We start from the raw sequence: 16,268 nt of genomic DNA, 5'->3' as shown, positions 1-16,268 counted from the left end.
CGTTCAGCTTGTCGTCGGGGATGTTGAGGTCCTTCTGGAACTTCAGCACCACCGAGGCGAAGGCCTCGTTGAGCTCGAACAGGTCGATGTCGTCGACCGTCAGCCCGGCACGGTCGAGCACCTTCTTCGTCGCCGGTGTGGGACCGGTCAGCATGATCACCGGGTCGGCGCCGCTGGTGGCCGTCGCCACGATGCGCGCCCGCGGCGTCAGCCCCTGGCTCTGGCCGGCCTTTTCGCTACCGATGAGAACCAGACCGGCACCGTCGACGATGCCCGAGCTGTTACCGCCGGTGTGCACGTGGTTGATCTTCTCGACCCAGTGATACTTCTGCAGCGCCACATCATCGAAGCCGCCCATGGCACCCAGGCCTTCGAAGGCGGACTTCAGCTTGCCCAGACTCTCGGCCGTGGTGCCCGGCCGCATGTGCTCGTCGTGGTCGAGAACCAGCAGGCCGTTCTGGTCTTTCACCGGCACGACCGACTTCGCGAAGTAGCCGCCCGACCACGCCGCAGCAGCCCGCTCCTGCGAGCGCGCCGCGTAGGCGTCGACGTCGTCGCGGGAGAAGCCCTCGATGGTGGCGATCAGGTCGGCGCCGATGCCCTGCGGGACGAAGCCGATGCGGTAGTTGGTCTCCGGGTCACTGGCCCAGGCGCCGCCGTCGGAGCCCATCGGCACGCGGCTCATCGATTCCACACCGCCGGCGAGCACCAGGTCGTCCCAGCCGGAACGCACCTTCTGGGCGGCGAGGTTCACAGCTTCGAGGCCGGATGCGCAGAACCGGTTGAGCTGGAAGCCGCCGGTGGTCTCGGGCAGCTTGGCCACCAGTGCCGCGGTGCGGGCGATGTCGCCGCCCTGGTCGCCGACGGGTGAGACGACGCCGAGGATGACGTCGCTGATCAGGTTCTCGTCCAGATCGGGGTGCCGGTGGCGGATCTCCTCGATCAGGCCGACCACGAGGTTGACCGGCTTGATCTCGTGGAGGGCGCCGCCGCGCTGCTTACCGCGCGGCGTACGGATGGCCTCGTAGATGAAGGCTTCTTCGGACATGCGATGTCTCCAGGTCCTGTTCAAGTTGGCGTCGCGGGCCCCCGAACAGAAGAACCCGCGTGGAGGTTGTCCTCTGATCTGCGATGCTAGCAGCCTTCGCCCAACCGCTTGGTTGGGTCCCTGGTCACCCCTCTATGCCGAGCAGACACAAACTCGGACGATCCGTGGCCGGATCGTCCGAGTTTGTGTCTGCTCGCGGGCGGGGTCAGGCAGGCTGCGGCAGCTCCGCCAGGGTCGGGTAGTCGATGTAACCCGCAGGGCCGGGCGTGTAGAACGTCGCCTCGTCGGGTTCGTTGAGTTCGGCGCCCAGCGTCAGGCGCTCGATCAGGTCCGGATTCGCCAGGAACGGCCGGCCCACCGCCGCGGCGCTGATGACGCCCCAGTCGGCGAGCTCTTCCAGCTGGCAGAAACTGTTGTCACGGTCTCGGCCGGTGTTGAGCACCACCGGACCGGGCCAGATTCCGCGCAACGCGCCGAAGGCCGGGGCCTCGGGGTGGATCAGCAGATGCAGGTAGGCCAGGTTCAGCGGCGCGATGCGCTCCAACAGGGCTTCGTAGGCGCTCACCGTGTCGTTCTCGTGCATGTCCCCGGCGGGGTTGCCCGGCGACAGCCGCAGCCCGACCTTGCCGGCCCCGATCTCGTCGGCGACGGCTTCGATCACCTCGGCGGCCAGGCGGGCCCGGTTCTCCGGCGCGCCACCATATTCATCGGTGCGCTGGTTCACCACATCCGACAGGAACTCGTGCAGCAGATAGCCGTTGGCGCCGTGGATCTCCACACCGTCCATGCCGGCGTCGATGGCGCGCCTCGCCGCGGACCGGAACTGCCCGATGATTTCGCCGATCTCCGCGCCCGTCAATGCTCGCGGCACGGGCAGCGGCTGTTTCCCGGTGGGGGTGTGTGTCAGCATGTCCGCTGCGATCGCCGACGGCCCCACGGTCTCGAAACCGCTGATATCCGGGTGCGCCATCCGGCCGACATGCCAGAGCTGCACAAACATCTTGCCGCCGGCCTGGTGCACCGCGGAGGCGATCTCGGCCCATTTCTCCTGATGCCGATCGGTGTAGAGCCCCGGGGTGGACATGTAGGCCCCGTTGGCCTGTTCACAGATGGCGGTTGCCTCGGAGATGATCACACCGGCGGCGGCGCGCTGGGCGTAATACTGCGCCGCCAGCGGCGAGGGCGTGCCGTCCGCATCGGCCCGTGAGCGGGTCAACGGCGCCATGAACACGCGGTTCTCGGCAGTGGTGTCGCCGATCCGGATGGGTTTCAGCAGAGCGGAATCACTGGCCAGTTTGAACGTCACGCAGCACTTCAGCGCAGGGAGAACACAATTCATTCCCGTCACTCCCGGGGCGACATGGTCGATGATGGTGCCATGACACAAGCGAACAGCTGGCCGACGTTGGTGGTCGCGGATTGGCAGGCCACTCGGGACACGGTGCATCTGTGGACCCAGATCGTCGGCAAGGTCAGGATGGCGACCACGCCCCACATCAACCATTGGTGGCATGTCCCGCTCTACGTCGATGCCCGAGGTCTGACCACCTCGCTGATGCCACATCGATCGCGGGGCTTCGAGATCAGCTTCGACTTCGTCGAGCATCGGCTGCACATCCGCGTCACCGATGGTTCATCGAGGAGCATGGCGCTCGAACCCCGGTCGGTTGCCGATTTCTATGCCGAGTTCTGCACCCATCTGAACGAGTTGGATCTTGCGGTGCCCATCCATGCCCGTCCGGTCGAGCTTGTCGACGCCACTCCCTTCGCCGAGGACACCGCGCATGCGAGCTACGACGCGACGGCGATGGCGGACTTCTGGACCTCACTGGTGAGCGCGGATCGCGTCTTCAGCGCGTTCCGCGGCGACTTCAGCGGCAAGAACAGCCCGGTCCATTTCTTCTGGGGCGCATTCGATTTGGCGGTGACAAGATTCTCCGGACGGGCGGCACCACCGCATCCGGGTGGCATTCCCAATTGCCCCGACTGGGTGATGACGGAGGCCTACAGTGCCGAAGTGTCCAGCGCCGGCTACTGGCCGGGCGGCGCCGAGGAAGGCATCTTCTACTCCTACGCCTACCCCCAACCACAAGGGTTCGAGGCCGCCGACCTCGGTGTCGACGGAGCCTACTTCGACACCGATCTCGGTGAGTTCGTGCTGCCCTATCGCACCGTCCGGACCGCGGCCGAACCCGACGCCCTGCTGCGGAAGTTCTTGGATTCCACGGCCGCAGTGGCTCAGGACCTGGCCTCCTGGCCGACAAACAGCTGATTCCCGAGCGAACGCCGCAGACCTCAGTCGCCGGCCCTCACCGGCTCGGGTCCAGACGGGTGCGCGGTCCGGCATCCGGGTGCGCATCTGGTCGACCATGACGACGTGGTGGGCCCACCGATCGAATCAGGCGCGGCTGCAACGTGATAGGAGTTCATGTGAACAACATCGCGCCAGGACGCACCGGTGGCGGCCAGGGTCGGTTCGACGTTGTTGAACGCCGCCACGATTTCATCCTCGAGTGATCAGGGGAAGTTGAGATCGTCGCCCCAGCCACCCTGGCCGGAAATCTCGACCCGGTTGCCGATTCGCCTCTCACCGCCACCGACCTGCCGGCACTGACACGAATCGCGGCCAAGCCGCGCGTGGTACCGAAAGAGATCGCCTAACTGTCGGTGACACCGAGCTGCTTCCGATTGTCGGCCGGCTAGGAGCATTCCGTGAGGACGTACACCATGGGATTGTCGGCCGACATGGGATCTTCGAACAACACCGCCGGCCACGCTCCCGGCAGTCTGTCCACAGAACCAGCGGTGTCCTCCCTCACGGCCCGGACCCGCCGAAGTACCGGGTCGCCGTGGTAGAGCCGGTGATGAACCACATCCTCCAAGCACACCATCGGCACGTCGTGGGCCTGCGCAAACGCCAAGACCGCAGGCCCGCGCAACTCGGCGCCGTCGTTGCCCAACAGTGCCGCGCTCAATCCGACCGGCGGCAGTCCGGCAATGGAGCAGAGATCCACCGCGGCTTCGTGACTGCTCCGGTGTGACAGCACTCCGTACGCGGCGGTTCGGATCGGGAGTACGTGCCCCGGGCGAACCAGATCGTCAGGCCTGCTGGCCGAGGTGGCGAGAACCCTTGCGGTGCAGGCACGGTCGGTGGCGCTGATACCGGTGCCGATGCCTTCGGCTGCGTCCACGGCCACCGCGAACTGCGGTGCCTGGCGAGCCGGGTCGTGACTGCGCGCCATGGGGGGTAGTTCGAGGTGGTCAGCGCGGCTGCCCGGCATGGCAGCACAGAGCAACCCGGAACTGTACTTGATGAGCCATGCGGTCGACTTCGGCGTGGCTTGGGCTGCCGCGATCATCACGTCCGCCACCCGCTGATCCTGATCACCGTGAGCGATCAGCACGGGTCCACCCCGGGTCAACGCCTGTGTCGCCACGTCGATCGAGCGCTGTGCTGCACAGTGGTTGGCGGTCACGATTCGCTCCTGGCTTCCAGGGAACAAAAACGGCTGTCGTGGAAAACAAGTGGCGCGACGGATTTGTCGACTGCGGCGTCGTTGACCTCCAACAGCACCACGTCGTGATCACCTGCGGTGACTGAGGTGTGAACCCGACAATCCAGCCAGGCGGCCGCCTCGGACAACAGAACTGCGGTCGATTCAGTGGCAAACCAGGATATTCCAGCGAAGCGATCGCCCGTCTTCGCGGCGATCTGCCGGCAGGCGGCATCGTGGCTCGAGGACAGAATCGAGACACCAAGAGAGTCCCCTGCGGACAGCACGGGCCAGGTGGTCGACGTGTGTTGCACGCAGATCGATACCAGCGCTGGGCTCATGGAGACCGGCGTGAACGAGGTGGCGACGATCCCCACGGGTTGCCCACCCCGAAGCGCGCAGACCGCCGCGACGCCCGTCGGATACCGACCGTAGAGTTGCCGCAGTTTGGCCGTATCTCGCTGCGGATCGCCGGACACCACGGGATCGAGCTCCATCAGGCCGCCTCTCCACGCTCAGATATGAGCGAACAGCATTCTGCAACAACATATTTGACAGCTATCGATTTGTACATTGCGCAACTCCGATTGGTGACGATCAGGCGCCCCGAGAACGCGCGAACTGGACGATCAAGGAGGTGACGGCGTCAAGACATGCCGTACCGATGACTTGTGAGGCCCCGGCCGGGTCGCCAAGGACACCGCTGGGCGACAGCACATCGATGCCTTCGTCGAACACCCGGGAAAGAAACGGCCCGTCGACGGTGCCGGTGTACCCAGCGGCAAACTTGTCCACGCGCACCTTGTCAGGATGAAGCGCCAGCATCACCGAGGTCTCGGCGATGTCCGCATGGCCCCCGACGTTGGTGCCCAGCCCGGCGACATGTTCGGTGGCGTCACGCCATACGTTCAAAATGGCTGCGCCATCGGTGAAGACAATCACCTGCAACGGGTCCAACGCCTGCACAAGCCTGGTCTCGAAGTCACGCATCACCGGATAGTTTCCGATGTGACCGGAGAACAGCACAACTCGTTCGAAGCCGTGGGCAGCCAGGCTTCGACAGTAGTCCTCACAGATCGCCTCGAGCGTTGCCGCCCGAAGCGACAGCGTGCCCGGGAATTTGAGGTGGTACGGCGAGTAGCCGACACGCACCGTGGGCAGAACCAGAGCGCCGCCGAGCTGTCGGGCGATCCGGACCGCCAGCTCATCGGCGTGATCCGCATCCGTGGAAACCGCGAGGTGCTCACCGTGCTGCTCGACGGCCGCGAGAGGCAGGACCGCCGTGCGCGTTCCGCCGGCGATCGCTTCGCCTATCTCGGCGGTTGTCAGGTGCTCGAGCCGAATCTCGGGCATCCCGCTACCGATTCGGCTTCGCATAGCGCGCCGCTCGAGCGATCGCGTCCAGCTCACCCGCGTCGTACATGCTCTCGATGAGGTCACTGAACGAAGCGAGAACCGCCGCCCGCCGAATGGTGCCTTTGGGAGTCAGTTCACCCGCCGGAGAGAGCGCACGAGGCAACACTCGGTATTTCTTCACCTGTGCCGGCCGGGCCAGTTCGGAGTTCACCTCGGCGATCCAGCCAGACAACGCCACGTCCAGATCCTGCGGCGAAAGCTGTTGTGCCTCAGCGCTGATTCCCAAGAGCACCGACAGGTACTTCCGGCCGTCCCCCACCACGATGGCTTCGTCGACGAGCGGGCTCGCCTTCAGCCGAACCTCGATCGGCTGCGGGCTCACCATCTTGCCGCCGCTGGTCTTCAGCACGTCCTTGAGCCGGCCGATGATCTTCACTTCACCGTCCGGTGCCAGCTCGACCAAGTCACCGGTGCAGTACCAGTCGTCGGAGCGGGCCGCCGCAGTGGCTTCGGGATTGTCCCAGTACCCGACAAACAGAGAAGGACTGCGTAGCTGCAATTCGCCTTCCTCGGAGACCCGGATGGCCCAGCGCGGATCCGGCAGACTCTTGCCGATGGTTCCGGGCGTCGGAAACGACCGGTCCCATTGCGCAAGTACCGATCCCGCCGTCTCCGTAGTACCGAAGAGCTCCCGGAGATCAAGACCCCACAGGTGCCAGAGGGCGGCGACGTCGGGGGTCATGCTGCCCGAGGCGGTCCACGTCACCCGAATGCGATCCATCCCGACTTTGGCCCGCAACGGAACAAAGACGGCCTTTTGGCTCACGCCGTTCAACACTTCGAGATACCGGGGCAGTCGGCGCTGCCGCCAGCGCTGGGCGCTGACCCGCCGCGCGATACCCATCGCGAGCGTGTAGCCGAACCGAAATACCCGACCGGACTCGGAAAGAGCTTGCAGCATTTCGCCGGCAAGCTTTTCGTGCATCCGCGGCGGCCACAGGACGACGGTCGGCCGCACCGCAATCAACGCGTCGAGACGCTCATCCATGCTGCAGTGGGTGACAACAAGTTTTGTCATCACCGGCGTGTAGACCCCCAGCAGGGCCGGCGCCACGTGCGACAGCCCCAAGAAGCCCACCAGATCGTGTCGAGTCTTCCCGAGGTCGGGGTAGGACACGGCAAACCCGAGCACTGAATACTGGAGCGTCCGGTGTGTGTGGGTGACGCCCTTGGGTGCCCCCGTGGAACCGGATGTGTAGAACAACGCGGCGGGCTGGTCGATGTCGCCCGCCTCGACGAGCCTGGTGAAGAGTTCGGGATCTGCTGCGGCCACAGTTCTTCCGGCGCCGCGGAGTTTCTCCCATGTCAGCGCGATGGCGCCGGCAGGCAGACCCGCGGGATCGGTGTCGAAACCGATGACGGCCCGAAGCAGCGGCAAAGTCGAGGCGACAGCGGCAACCTTGGCAACATCACCCGAATTGTCGACAAAAACAGCAGTGGCTCCACTGTTTCCGAGAACATGCTCGATTTCGGGGCCCGAGCTCGTCTGGTGCACCCCCACGGGGACGGCCCCGGCGCTGAGAATCGCCATGGCGGCGATCACCCATTCGCGACGGGTGGAGGCCATGATGGCCACCCGATCCCCCGCTGCGACACCGATGTCGTGGAGGCCCAGCGCAACCTCACGCACTTCGCAGCTGTATTCACGCCAGCTCGTCGGGCGCACCGCGCCGCCCTCCCAGCTGCAGAATGCAACGGCGGTGGGCTCGTGTTCGGCGCGGTCGCAGAGCATTTGCGGAAACGTACGATTGACCGCCTCGTATCCTGAGACACTCGACAGCACGGGCGCGTAAGCGCCCCGATCAGCTCGTGAAGTCATCGCGACAGGGTTCGCTTTCATGTTTGTCAGCCCAGTTCCTCAGCCAAGTCGTACAGTTCGCGGCCCGAGTACCGCTGCGCCACCTTCCACTGTCCATCCACAACCTGATACACGCCGTAGTCCGGGGTGGCCGTGTTCGTGTCCGTGAAGTCCACCGAGCCCGTCACGCCCTGATAGTCAATGGTCTCACCCGCGGCAAGAAGCTCCAGGCCCTGATCCAGGGTGTACACCGGCGTGCCGCCGGGATCGGTTACCTTGTGCAGGTTCTCGGCCACCGCGACACCAGTGGCCTCTCCGCCTGCAGCCATCGCCAGGAGGGCCGAAACGACCGCGTCATAGGCGGTTCCGGCAGAGACCTGGCCGGCGATGTCGATGCCCTCCTGCTCGCCATATGCCTGGACCAACAGCTCACGCATTCCATCCACGGCCGGCGACTCCGCGGCCAGCGGCAGTTGCCCGAACGCCCCTTCGAGGTACTGCGGCCCCACCTCGTCGAGCAGCACCGGATAGGTCAGTTCGGCGATGAACGACCAATTGCCGGGGATTGCCTGCCTCGCCCATTCGCGCACCAGCGTCACCGCCGGCTCGACTGATCCCGCAAGGAACACCATCTCGGGTTCGGGCTCGAAGGCGCTGCGCATCTCGGGCAGATAGGACCCCTGCCCGCCGTTGAAGGCAACCTTGGCAACAACCTCACCACCGAGCTTGGTGTAGAAATCTTCGACCCAGGACGACGTGCTGCGGGCCGAGTCGGAGTTCTCGTACAGGATCGCCAGCGTCTTGAATCCCTGGTCCCAGACGTTCTTTGCAACCGTCAGACCATCGAGGGTGTCTGGACCCACCGTCCGGAACGTGTACGGGTTGGATTGACCGTCGAACTCGACGATGCCCGAGTAGGGCGAGGCGATGGCGACTCCGTTGCGCTCGGCTTGACTCAGCGTCGCCATGAACGTCGCTGACGTCGGACCGACGATGAACTGGGCGTTGTCTTTGTTGATCAGCTTGGTCACCGCACGGACCCCGTCCTCGGCGTTGAACTTCTCGTCCTCGCTGACAACCTTGAGCATCGTGCCGTTGATACCGCCCAGTTCGTTGGCGTGGTTCACCACCGCTCGCGTGACCGTGTCGACGGGCCCGCCGAAAACCGCTGCCTCTCCGGACAGCGGCGCGGCCACCCCGATCACAGCGGTGTCGCCACCGTCACCACCGCAGCCCGACAGCGCTGCGCCGGTCACCGCCGCCACCGCGAGGGTGAGCACTCTCTGAGCAGTTGTGCCGAGTATGTTCATGTTCACATCTCCTGGATGAGAGTTGTTCCGGGTAGGAAGGTTGATCTGGCCTTTTCCCTCCGAAGGAGAGCCGAGGTCAGCAGCTAGATGCGCGCGCCGAGAAACATCTCGGCGAAGCCCGGGTCTGCGAGCAGCTCCGGTCCGTTGGCCTCGTGGCGAACTTGGCCCGAATCCATCAGGTACACGCGCTCGCACAGCGGGAGGATCTGGCTCGGATGTTCTTCGATGACCCAGAGAACTGCCGTTCCGCCCTGTTCGATGACCCGGATCTGTTCGATCAGCGAGTCGACTATCTGCGGGGCCAGTCCCGTGGTCGGTTCGTCGAGGATCAGCAGCCGTGGGCGCATCACCAGTGACGATGCGATCGCGAGTTGCTGTCGTTGACCGCCCGACAGAGTTCCGGCCCGCTGCTTGCTGCGTTCGGCGAGAATCGGGAACAGCTCGAGCACCTCGTCCATACGCTTTCGCGGGAGCCGCATCGCCCGCGTGACGACTTCGAGGTTGTCCTCTACGGACAGCGTGCCGAAGACGTTGCGCAGCTGCGGGGTGTAGCCGAGACCGCGGCGCGCCCGCTCGCGCGGCGCCTGCCCTTCCAGGGCAGCACCGTCGAGTTTCACGCTTCCGCCGCGGGCGTCGACAACCCCCGCGATGGTTTGCACCAGAGTCGTTTTGCCGGCGCCGTTGGGTCCGATGATCGCGGTGATCGCCCCTTCGTCGGCTGACAGGGAAACGCCACGGATGATGTTGTTGCGACCGTAGCCGCTGGTCAGGTTCTCGACGTCAAGTAGTGGCACTACGCACTCCCAGATAGGTCTCGATGACGTGGGGATCACGGATCACCGCAGCAGGTGGGCCGTTCGCGATGACCCGACCGTCGTGCATGACATACAGCGCATCGCAGATCGCATTGATGAATGACATGTTGTGCTCGATCACCAGCACCGTCATGCCCTCTTCGTCGCGCAGGCCACGCACCGTCGTCGAAAGCCGTTGCTGATCCTCGGGATTGAGCCCAGACGATGGCTCGTCCAGCATCAGCAACGAGGGCGCATCCATCAACAGCCGCGCGATCTGAAGCAGCCGCCCCTGCCCGATCGACAGATCCCCGGCGCGCACGTTCGCCAATGCGGTCAGCCCCATTCGATCCAGGAGCCGCCACGCGCGGTGCTCCAGATCACGCTCGCCGGACCGCACGTCGCCCCGGGAAGCGAACAGGCGCCACAGATGCTCACCGGGCACTGTGCGCACACCGGTCAACAGGTTCTGCATCACAGACATGTCGGTGAAGTCGGCGATGTTCTGAAAGGTGCGTTTGAGCCCCGCCCGTGCCAGCTGATACGTCGGCGCACCGGTGATGTCGCGCCCGTCGAAGGTGACCACGCCGGAATCCGGTGTCAGAAACCCCGACACGGCATTGAACAGCGTCGTCTTTCCGGAACCGTTCGGTCCGATCAATCCGGTGATCTTGCCGCGGTCCACTGTCATGTCGACCTCGTTCAACGCCCGGAGTTGCCCGAATGACTTGACCAGACCCGATATTTCGAGCAGATGGTCGATGGAATTCATGAGCGCTCTCCGGCGGAGGAAGTGGCCAGGATGGATGGAGCTCCGGGCAGGTTGCCCGGAACTTCGTAGACCGGGAGTTTCGGCCGGAACAGACCGCCCGGCCAGAACAGCAGGATCACGATGAGCACGAGTCCCTGCAGCGCGTCTTGCACACTTGCCATGAGTTCCGGCGTGATGAAGTCGACGTGGATGTAGGTGAGTCCCTCACGCAATCCCAGGAGGACAACCGCCCCGAGAACTGCTCCCGTGTTGCTGCCCATCCCACCGATGATCAACGCGATGAACACCGTGAAGGTGATGTTCACGTTGAAGAACGTCGGCGTGAGTATCGACAGGTACCAGACATACATGACACCCGCCAGGCCCATGAAGAAGGCGGCGAAGACAAACGCCTTCAACCTGACCGCATAGACGTTGACTCCAAGTGATTTCGCAACGGCCTCGTTCTGATTCAGCGCCAGCAGGCTGCGGCCGAAAGAGGAACGGGTGACACGCTGGAACACCACATAGGTGATGGCCAACACGACAAGCACAATCACGGCGAGGACCAACGACTGTGCTCGCCCCGGAACCCCGTCGAAAGTCGGAACCGGTGCGTCGAGAAGCCCGCGCGCACCGTTGGCGATCGCCGGCTGGTTGATGAAGAGTTGACGGATCACCTCGGCCATCGCCAGGGCCACCACCGCGAGGTACTCGCCGCCCACCCGCACCAGCACGCAGCCGACAACCAGCGCCAGCAACGCCGATGCCAGCCCCCCGACTATGGTGCCGGCCCACCAGGGCAGGCCCAGCCCGAGAATGTAGGTGTAGGTACCTGACTGGGCCGGCATGACAGTCAACGCATACGCGTACGCGCCGACACCGAAGAACGCGGCCACGCCGAAGTTCACCATGCCGCCGACCCCGAACTGGAGGTTCAACGCCAGGGCGGTGACCGCGTAGATCCCCATGAGAGTGGCCAGGCCGCCCAGAATCAACAGCAAGCTCACGCGACACGCTCCTTCGGACCGCTGAAGAGACCATCGGGCCGTACGAAGACCACCAGGGCGATGACCGCGAATACCACCATCTGGGTGTACTCGGATGGGATGACAAGCGTTGCCACACTTGATGTCAGACCGACCAGCACCGCTGCGATCATCACGCCGTAGATACTTCCGAGGCCACCGATGATCGCGGCGGCGGCGATCACCAGCACCTGGTCCCACCCCAGCTCGGGATAGATGCGGGCGGTGACGGCGATGAGCGTCCCCGCCAGTGCGGCCAAGGCACTGGCCACTGCCCAGGTGAGATATTGCAAGTACGAGGTGTTGACTCCACGAACCTGCGCCAGTTCGCGATTGTTCGCCAACGCACGCAGCGCCCGGCCGCTGTAGGAGTGTGAAAGCCAGATGTGCAGTGCCACGACCACCAGCGCGCCCACGACGATGACAGCAATCTGGTCAAGGCCCGCCACTGCGACCCCGCCCACTCGCAACGTCTCCTGCAGCGGCAAGTCCATGGTCTTCACGCCGTACCCCGTGAAGAACTCGACTGCCGCGTGGATGAAGAACGCCAGCCCAACGGAGGCGATCATCGGAATGTGGTGTGGCCGGCCACGCATCGGCCAGAAGATCAGACGGGCCGTCACCACACCCACCACGGTCGTGACCACGATGGCAAGCAAGCAGGCCACTATCCAGTGCATACCGAGCAGGACATTGAATCCGTAGGCGCTGAAGCCGCTGAGCACCAGAAGTTGAGGGTGGGCGATGTTCAGGAAGCCCTCTACCCGGCGGACGAGCTCAAAACCCACCGTGGCCAGCAGCAGGACCGCGCCGCTGACCAGGCCCGCCATCACGACGATCAACACGGTTGCGCCTGTGCTGGTGCACCCGATCCGCCGTTCCAGTTTTCCCGGAGCCGACGGGCCTGCGGATCGTCGAAGTACGTGGCCGCCGCCGCAAGAGTGCGGCTCAGATAGGTATCGTCGAGTGCGTCGTCTGGATCGTTGATGCTGAGTTTCAAGGCGCCGTAGAGCACCCGAGCCTTCTCACCGGCGTCTCGGGCAGCGCTCACGGCGGCCCCGATCAGCTCGTCGGGGTCCAGGATACGATCGACCAGACCGATCTCGGTAGCATGGCGTGCATCGAACAGATTGCCGGTCAACAGTATCGACCGGGTAGCGCGGACGCCGAGAAGTCGGGTGGCGCGCTGCACTCCCTTGTCGGCGGGCAACAGTCCGTGATTGATCTCGGGAAACCCGAAGCGGGCGTGATCAACAGCGACAACGGTGTCCGCAAAGAGCGCGATCTCCATACCGCCACCGACACAATGACCGTTGATCGCTGCCACAACCGGCCGCGGGTAGCGGTCCAATTGCACCAGGAGCTCGTGGAACTCGCGCATCCGGGAATCCAGTTCACACTGATCGGCCCCGTCGAGCGCTTTGATGTCGCCGCCGGCGCAGAAGAACCGCTCACCCCGTCCGGTCAGGACCACCGGCGGCGCAGCCGGCGTGGCGGCGAGTTCGGCAAACAGTGCGGCAAGATCGCGGATGAGTGCACGATCGAGTGCATTGGCCGGTGGACGGTCGAGCGTGACCACCAGCACGCCCTGGTGGTCTTCGGTGCGGAATCCGACCGTCAGGCCGGTCGCCGGCCCCGTCATTGTGTCCCCGGCCGCTGGTCTTCCGCCCGCAGCAGAACCGAGTGCCCCTCGCCACGCGCTGAAGGAAACTCCGGTGAGCGGCCTTCCCGGAAGGCCTGCCGGGCCTCGATGTAGTCCGCACCGGCAAAGCCGAGAGTTTCCAGCGCCGCCGACAACTCGTGTTGCGGAAGCGCATTGGTGATCCAGCCGGTGTTCAGTGAACGCTTTGTCCAGCGGATGGCCTGCTGGGATCCGCTGGCCAGATCGTCGGCGATCGCCAAGGCCCGCTCCAGGACCTTTTCTCTCGGCTCGACCACACTGACCAGGCCGATACGCTCGGCCTCGGCGCCCGTCATCCGCGCCGACGTCAGCTGGTAGTACTTGGCCTTGGCCATTCCGACCAGCAGCGGCCAGATCAGCGACGAGTGGTCGCCGGCAACCACACCGACGCGGGTGTGGCCGTCCATGAGCACGGCGTCCTCGGCGGCGACGCTGATGTCGGCGAGCAGCGCCATCGACAGACCCCAACCCACTGCCGGCCCGTTGATGGCCGATATCAGCGGCTTGTCCATGTTCAGGATGCCGGTGATGCGCCGGCGTTCACATTCCATGAGCGCGATCGCCTCGTCGAGAGTCGGGTCCGGCTGGCGCACATCCATCCCGGTACAGAAGCCGCGGCCGGCACCGGTGATGACGGTGACCCGTGTCTGCGGATCTCGGTCGATGTCTGACCAGATCTCCGAAAGATGTTCGAACATGGGCATCGTCAGCGAGTTCAACCGATCCGGACGGTTGATCGTGATGAGGAGGACCCCATTGGGCTTCCGTTCGATCAACAGCTCTTCCGGGTACTTGCTGAAGACATCGGTATCTGCGGCAAGAATGCTCATCGTGCTTCTCCAATCTCGACAACGTTCTTCGAACCATTCGCGGTCGCTCTGGCTTGTTCGAATCTCTCCAGCTCTGCGTAATGCGCAGGTCGGGCCGCACGAATGTCGTTGAGGATCTCGTCGGGCGTGCGCACCACGGCTTTGGGATTCTTGAATCTCGGGATGACGGACTTGCCGAACAGTTCGATGGACTTCATCAGTTCTCGGTGCGGAAGTCCGTCGATACGCATGACGATGGAATCTGCACCGAGGTCGGCGAATCGCTGTACCTGCGCCGCACATTCATCGGGATCACCGACGATGAATCCCGCTGATTCCTCGAACATGTATCGCTCGTCGCGGAAATCGAGGTGCTTCACCGCGCCCATGTACTGGTAGTCGGCTGACAGCTTCGAAAGGCGTTCGTAGGCATCGGTGGACAGTGCCACCGTCTCGGTCAGCGTTCGCGCCCACTTGATCGCCTCGTCATGCGACTCGGCACAGTGCATGCCACCGGCGATCGCAACGGTCTTCTGGGCCTGCAGCGGGAAGTTCGGGGTCGCATCCGCCAGTGCCTCGTCATAGATGCGCAGCATGTTCTCGACAAATTCGAACCCGAGGTAAAACCCGCCGACGATCGCGCCGATACCCAATTCGGCGGCGGTTCGCACCGACTCAGGGCTGCCGGTCGCCATCGAGATCGGCGGATACGGGTGTTGAATTCCCTTGGGCACCAGGCTGCGTGGCGGGATCTTGTAGTGTTCGCCGACAAACGAGAAGACGTCGTTGTGCAGGGCCCGGCGGATCACCTCGATACCTTCGATCAGCTGGGCCTTGTTCTCCGTTGGCTGGACCTCGAAAGCCCGCAACGCGAGTGTGGTGTTGCCCCGGCCCACACCGAGCTCGATCCGCCCATTCGACAGGATGTCCTCGGTGGCAACCCGCTCGGCAACGCGCAGCGCGTGGTTGATTCGGGTGGGCAACAACGTGACCAGGTGAATGAACCTGATGCGGTTGGTCAATGCCATCAGATACGGATAGATGACCTCCGGTGCGGACGTACTGGCCGTGCCCAGCGCGACGTGCTGTTCCGATGTTCCGAACGCATCGAACCCGACCTCTTCGGCCAGGAGCACTTCATCGACGAGCTCTCGGTATCGGTGCTCGTGGGTCTGGCCGGGAGAGGTCTCGCCTTCGCTCATGAAAATGAACCGCATAGTCATACAACTTTCGTCGAAGTGAACGAGGATTAACGTAAGCCGCGCCACATTGGGTTGTCAACGGCAATCCGGGAAAGCTGCTTCGAAACCAGGTAAATCCTGTGTTAACAGCAGTTCAGAGCGCTCCAGCGGCCCCGGAGCCGGGCGGTCTCGCGTCGATCTCGGCGCCCAGGCTTCGAGACATGGAGGTTAATGTCAATTAATGTCTTGTTGCATGAGGGTCACCAAACACCAGCCCGGAGGGCGAGGTGGGACAGACAGTCGTCGCCGATGCCGATGCCGACCCCGAGACCGCGCTGGCTATCGTGATCGCCATGACGACTGACCGGCCCCGCACACCGAAGCCGAACGCCGGCGGCTCGCGCCGGGAGGTGCTGCTGAAGGCAGCAGCCGACCTCTTCGTGGAGAACTCCTACGACGCGGTGACCGTCGAGATGGTGTGCGCCAAAGCCGGTATTTCCGGCCCCGGGCTCTACAACCACTTCCAGAACAAACAGGCTCTCCTGATTGCCGTGGTGGAGAATCCACTGGATTCACTGCACGAGTTCGCCCGAAAGACCGCCGAAGAGGAAACCGATCCGCGCGCTGCTCTCTCAGCGCTGGTGGAGTTTCACATCCGAAGTGTGCTGCTGGGTCCACCAACGCCACTGATCTTCTTGAAGAACGAACACGCCCTCCCACAGGCCGATCGACGGCGCATCCGGCGTGCGATGAACCTCTATGCAGAGGAATGGATCTCCATCGTCTCGGCGTTGAGACCAGACCTCGCCGAACCGGAGGTGCGGCTGCTCACGCAGACGGTGTTCTCGATGCTCAACGCAGCCGGAACCCTCAACAAGGGCCTGGACCACGAGTCCGTGGTGAAAACGATGTCCACGGCGGCGTTTCAGGCGCTCACCGCACTCACAGCGTAGAAAGT

The 16,268-nt window shown here is 64.1% G+C and carries 16 protein-coding genes; 2 read left to right on the top strand and 14 right to left on the bottom strand.

Annotation, left to right across the window (positions count from 1 at the left end):
• Both WBB07_RS08010 and WBB07_RS08005 read right to left on the bottom strand, forming a co-directional pair.
• On the bottom strand, positions 1-1,048 hold a 1,048-nt coding region (locus WBB07_RS08010; RefSeq protein ID WP_526306447.1), incomplete at its 3' end, for an acetyl-CoA C-acetyltransferase.
• Positions 1,049-1,253: 205 nt separating this feature from the next.
• On the bottom strand, positions 1,254-2,354 hold the full coding sequence (locus tag WBB07_RS08005; RefSeq protein WP_526306445.1) for an alkene reductase: 1,101 nt from the start codon (positions 2,352-2,354) through the stop codon (positions 1,254-1,256).
• A 72-nt stretch (positions 2,355-2,426) separates the two neighbouring features.
• Between WBB07_RS08005 and WBB07_RS08000 the strand changes: the two genes are divergently transcribed.
• Positions 2,427-3,320 (top strand): DUF5996 family protein, encoded by an 894-nt coding sequence (locus WBB07_RS08000; RefSeq protein ID WP_526306443.1) that lies wholly within the window; start codon positions 2,427-2,429, stop codon positions 3,318-3,320.
• A gap of 427 nt (positions 3,321-3,747) precedes the next feature.
• Here the strand turns inward: WBB07_RS08000 and WBB07_RS07995 are convergent, their stop codons facing one another.
• From WBB07_RS07995 to WBB07_RS07940, 12 genes are all read right to left on the bottom strand, one after another.
• On the bottom strand, positions 3,748-4,524 hold the full coding sequence (locus WBB07_RS07995; protein ID WP_526306441.1) for a 3,4-dihydroxy-2-butanone-4-phosphate synthase: 777 nt from the start codon (positions 4,522-4,524) through the stop codon (positions 3,748-3,750).
• Positions 4,521-5,039 carry a flavin reductase family protein gene (locus WBB07_RS07990; protein ID WP_526306439.1) on the bottom strand — a complete coding sequence of 173 codons (519 nt, stop codon included), beginning with the start codon at positions 5,037-5,039 and terminating at the stop codon, positions 4,521-4,523. The genes WBB07_RS07995 and WBB07_RS07990 overlap by 4 nt, the downstream gene beginning before the upstream one ends.
• 100 nt (positions 5,040-5,139) lie before the next feature.
• Complete coding sequence (locus WBB07_RS07985) at positions 5,140-5,895, bottom strand: creatininase family protein (protein ID WP_526306437.1); 756 nt, start codon at positions 5,893-5,895, stop codon at positions 5,140-5,142.
• Positions 5,896-5,899: 4 nt separating this feature from the next.
• On the bottom strand, positions 5,900-7,690 hold the full coding sequence (locus WBB07_RS07980; protein ID WP_526306435.1) for an AMP-dependent synthetase/ligase: 1,791 nt from the start codon (positions 7,688-7,690) through the stop codon (positions 5,900-5,902).
• Between the two features lie 113 nt (positions 7,691-7,803).
• Positions 7,804-9,066: an ABC transporter substrate-binding protein gene (locus WBB07_RS07975; RefSeq protein ID WP_526306433.1), complete on the bottom strand. Its 1,263-nt coding sequence runs from the start codon at positions 9,064-9,066 to the stop codon at positions 7,804-7,806.
• An 83-nt stretch (positions 9,067-9,149) separates the two neighbouring features.
• On the bottom strand, positions 9,150-9,860 hold the full coding sequence (locus WBB07_RS07970) for an ABC transporter ATP-binding protein (protein WP_526306431.1): 711 nt from the start codon (positions 9,858-9,860) through the stop codon (positions 9,150-9,152).
• Positions 9,847-10,632 carry an ABC transporter ATP-binding protein gene (locus WBB07_RS07965; protein WP_526306429.1) on the bottom strand — a complete coding sequence of 262 codons (786 nt, stop codon included), beginning with the start codon at positions 10,630-10,632 and terminating at the stop codon, positions 9,847-9,849. The genes WBB07_RS07970 and WBB07_RS07965 overlap by 14 nt, the downstream gene beginning before the upstream one ends.
• Positions 10,629-11,621, bottom strand: coding sequence for a branched-chain amino acid ABC transporter permease (locus WBB07_RS07960; RefSeq protein ID WP_526306427.1), 993 nt, complete (start codon positions 11,619-11,621; stop codon positions 10,629-10,631). The genes WBB07_RS07965 and WBB07_RS07960 overlap by 4 nt, the downstream gene beginning before the upstream one ends.
• Positions 11,618-12,484 (bottom strand): branched-chain amino acid ABC transporter permease, encoded by an 867-nt coding sequence (locus WBB07_RS07955; protein ID WP_526306425.1) that lies wholly within the window; start codon positions 12,482-12,484, stop codon positions 11,618-11,620. Before WBB07_RS07955 ends, WBB07_RS07960 begins: the two co-directional genes overlap by 4 nt.
• The gene (locus WBB07_RS07950) at positions 12,478-13,281 is read right to left on the bottom strand and encodes an enoyl-CoA hydratase/isomerase family protein (protein ID WP_526306423.1); all 804 of its coding nucleotides are present in this window, start codon (positions 13,279-13,281) and stop codon (positions 12,478-12,480) included. Before WBB07_RS07950 ends, WBB07_RS07955 begins: the two co-directional genes overlap by 7 nt.
• Positions 13,278-14,150: an enoyl-CoA hydratase/isomerase family protein gene (locus WBB07_RS07945; RefSeq protein ID WP_526306421.1), complete on the bottom strand. Its 873-nt coding sequence runs from the start codon at positions 14,148-14,150 to the stop codon at positions 13,278-13,280. Before WBB07_RS07945 ends, WBB07_RS07950 begins: the two co-directional genes overlap by 4 nt.
• Positions 14,147-15,346 carry an LLM class flavin-dependent oxidoreductase gene (locus WBB07_RS07940; RefSeq protein ID WP_526306449.1) on the bottom strand — a complete coding sequence of 400 codons (1,200 nt, stop codon included), beginning with the start codon at positions 15,344-15,346 and terminating at the stop codon, positions 14,147-14,149. The genes WBB07_RS07945 and WBB07_RS07940 overlap by 4 nt, the downstream gene beginning before the upstream one ends.
• A gap of 251 nt (positions 15,347-15,597) precedes the next feature.
• Here WBB07_RS07940 and WBB07_RS07935 point away from each other — a divergent pair, with 251 nt between their 5' ends.
• Positions 15,598-16,263 carry a TetR/AcrR family transcriptional regulator gene (locus WBB07_RS07935; RefSeq protein WP_526306419.1) on the top strand — a complete coding sequence of 222 codons (666 nt, stop codon included), beginning with the start codon at positions 15,598-15,600 and terminating at the stop codon, positions 16,261-16,263.
• The last annotated feature ends 5 nt before the right edge of the window (positions 16,264-16,268 follow it).

Source organism: Mycobacterium sp. (assembly GCF_049647605.1).
In the GTDB taxonomy this organism is placed as follows: Bacteria; Actinomycetota; Actinomycetes; order Mycobacteriales; family Mycobacteriaceae; genus Mycobacterium.
The sequence above is the reverse complement of the archived record's forward strand: the minus strand, read 5'-3'. Positions and strand labels throughout refer to the sequence as shown.

Excerpts from the sequence above, each read along its gene's own strand:
- WBB07_RS08000 (WP_526306443.1), top strand. The coding sequence starts at position 2,427 with ATGACACAAGCGAACAGCTGGCCGACGTTGGTGGTCGCGGATTGGCAG.
- WBB07_RS07990 (WP_526306439.1), bottom strand. The coding sequence starts at position 5,039 with ATGGAGCTCGATCCCGTGGTGTCCGGCGATCCGCAGCGAGATACGGCC.
- WBB07_RS07985 (WP_526306437.1), bottom strand. The coding sequence starts at position 5,895 with ATGCCCGAGATTCGGCTCGAGCACCTGACAACCGCCGAGATAGGCGAA.
- WBB07_RS07980 (WP_526306435.1), bottom strand. The coding sequence starts at position 7,690 with ATGCTCTGCGACCGCGCCGAACACGAGCCCACCGCCGTTGCATTCTGC.
- WBB07_RS07975 (WP_526306433.1), bottom strand. The coding sequence starts at position 9,066 with ATGAACATACTCGGCACAACTGCTCAGAGAGTGCTCACCCTCGCGGTG.
- WBB07_RS07965 (WP_526306429.1), bottom strand. The coding sequence starts at position 10,632 with ATGAATTCCATCGACCATCTGCTCGAAATATCGGGTCTGGTCAAGTCA.
- WBB07_RS07950 (WP_526306423.1), bottom strand. The coding sequence starts at position 13,281 with ATGACGGGGCCGGCGACCGGCCTGACGGTCGGATTCCGCACCGAAGAC.
- WBB07_RS07945 (WP_526306421.1), bottom strand. The coding sequence starts at position 14,150 with ATGAGCATTCTTGCCGCAGATACCGATGTCTTCAGCAAGTACCCGGAA.
- WBB07_RS07940 (WP_526306449.1), bottom strand. The coding sequence starts at position 15,346 with ATGCGGTTCATTTTCATGAGCGAAGGCGAGACCTCTCCCGGCCAGACC.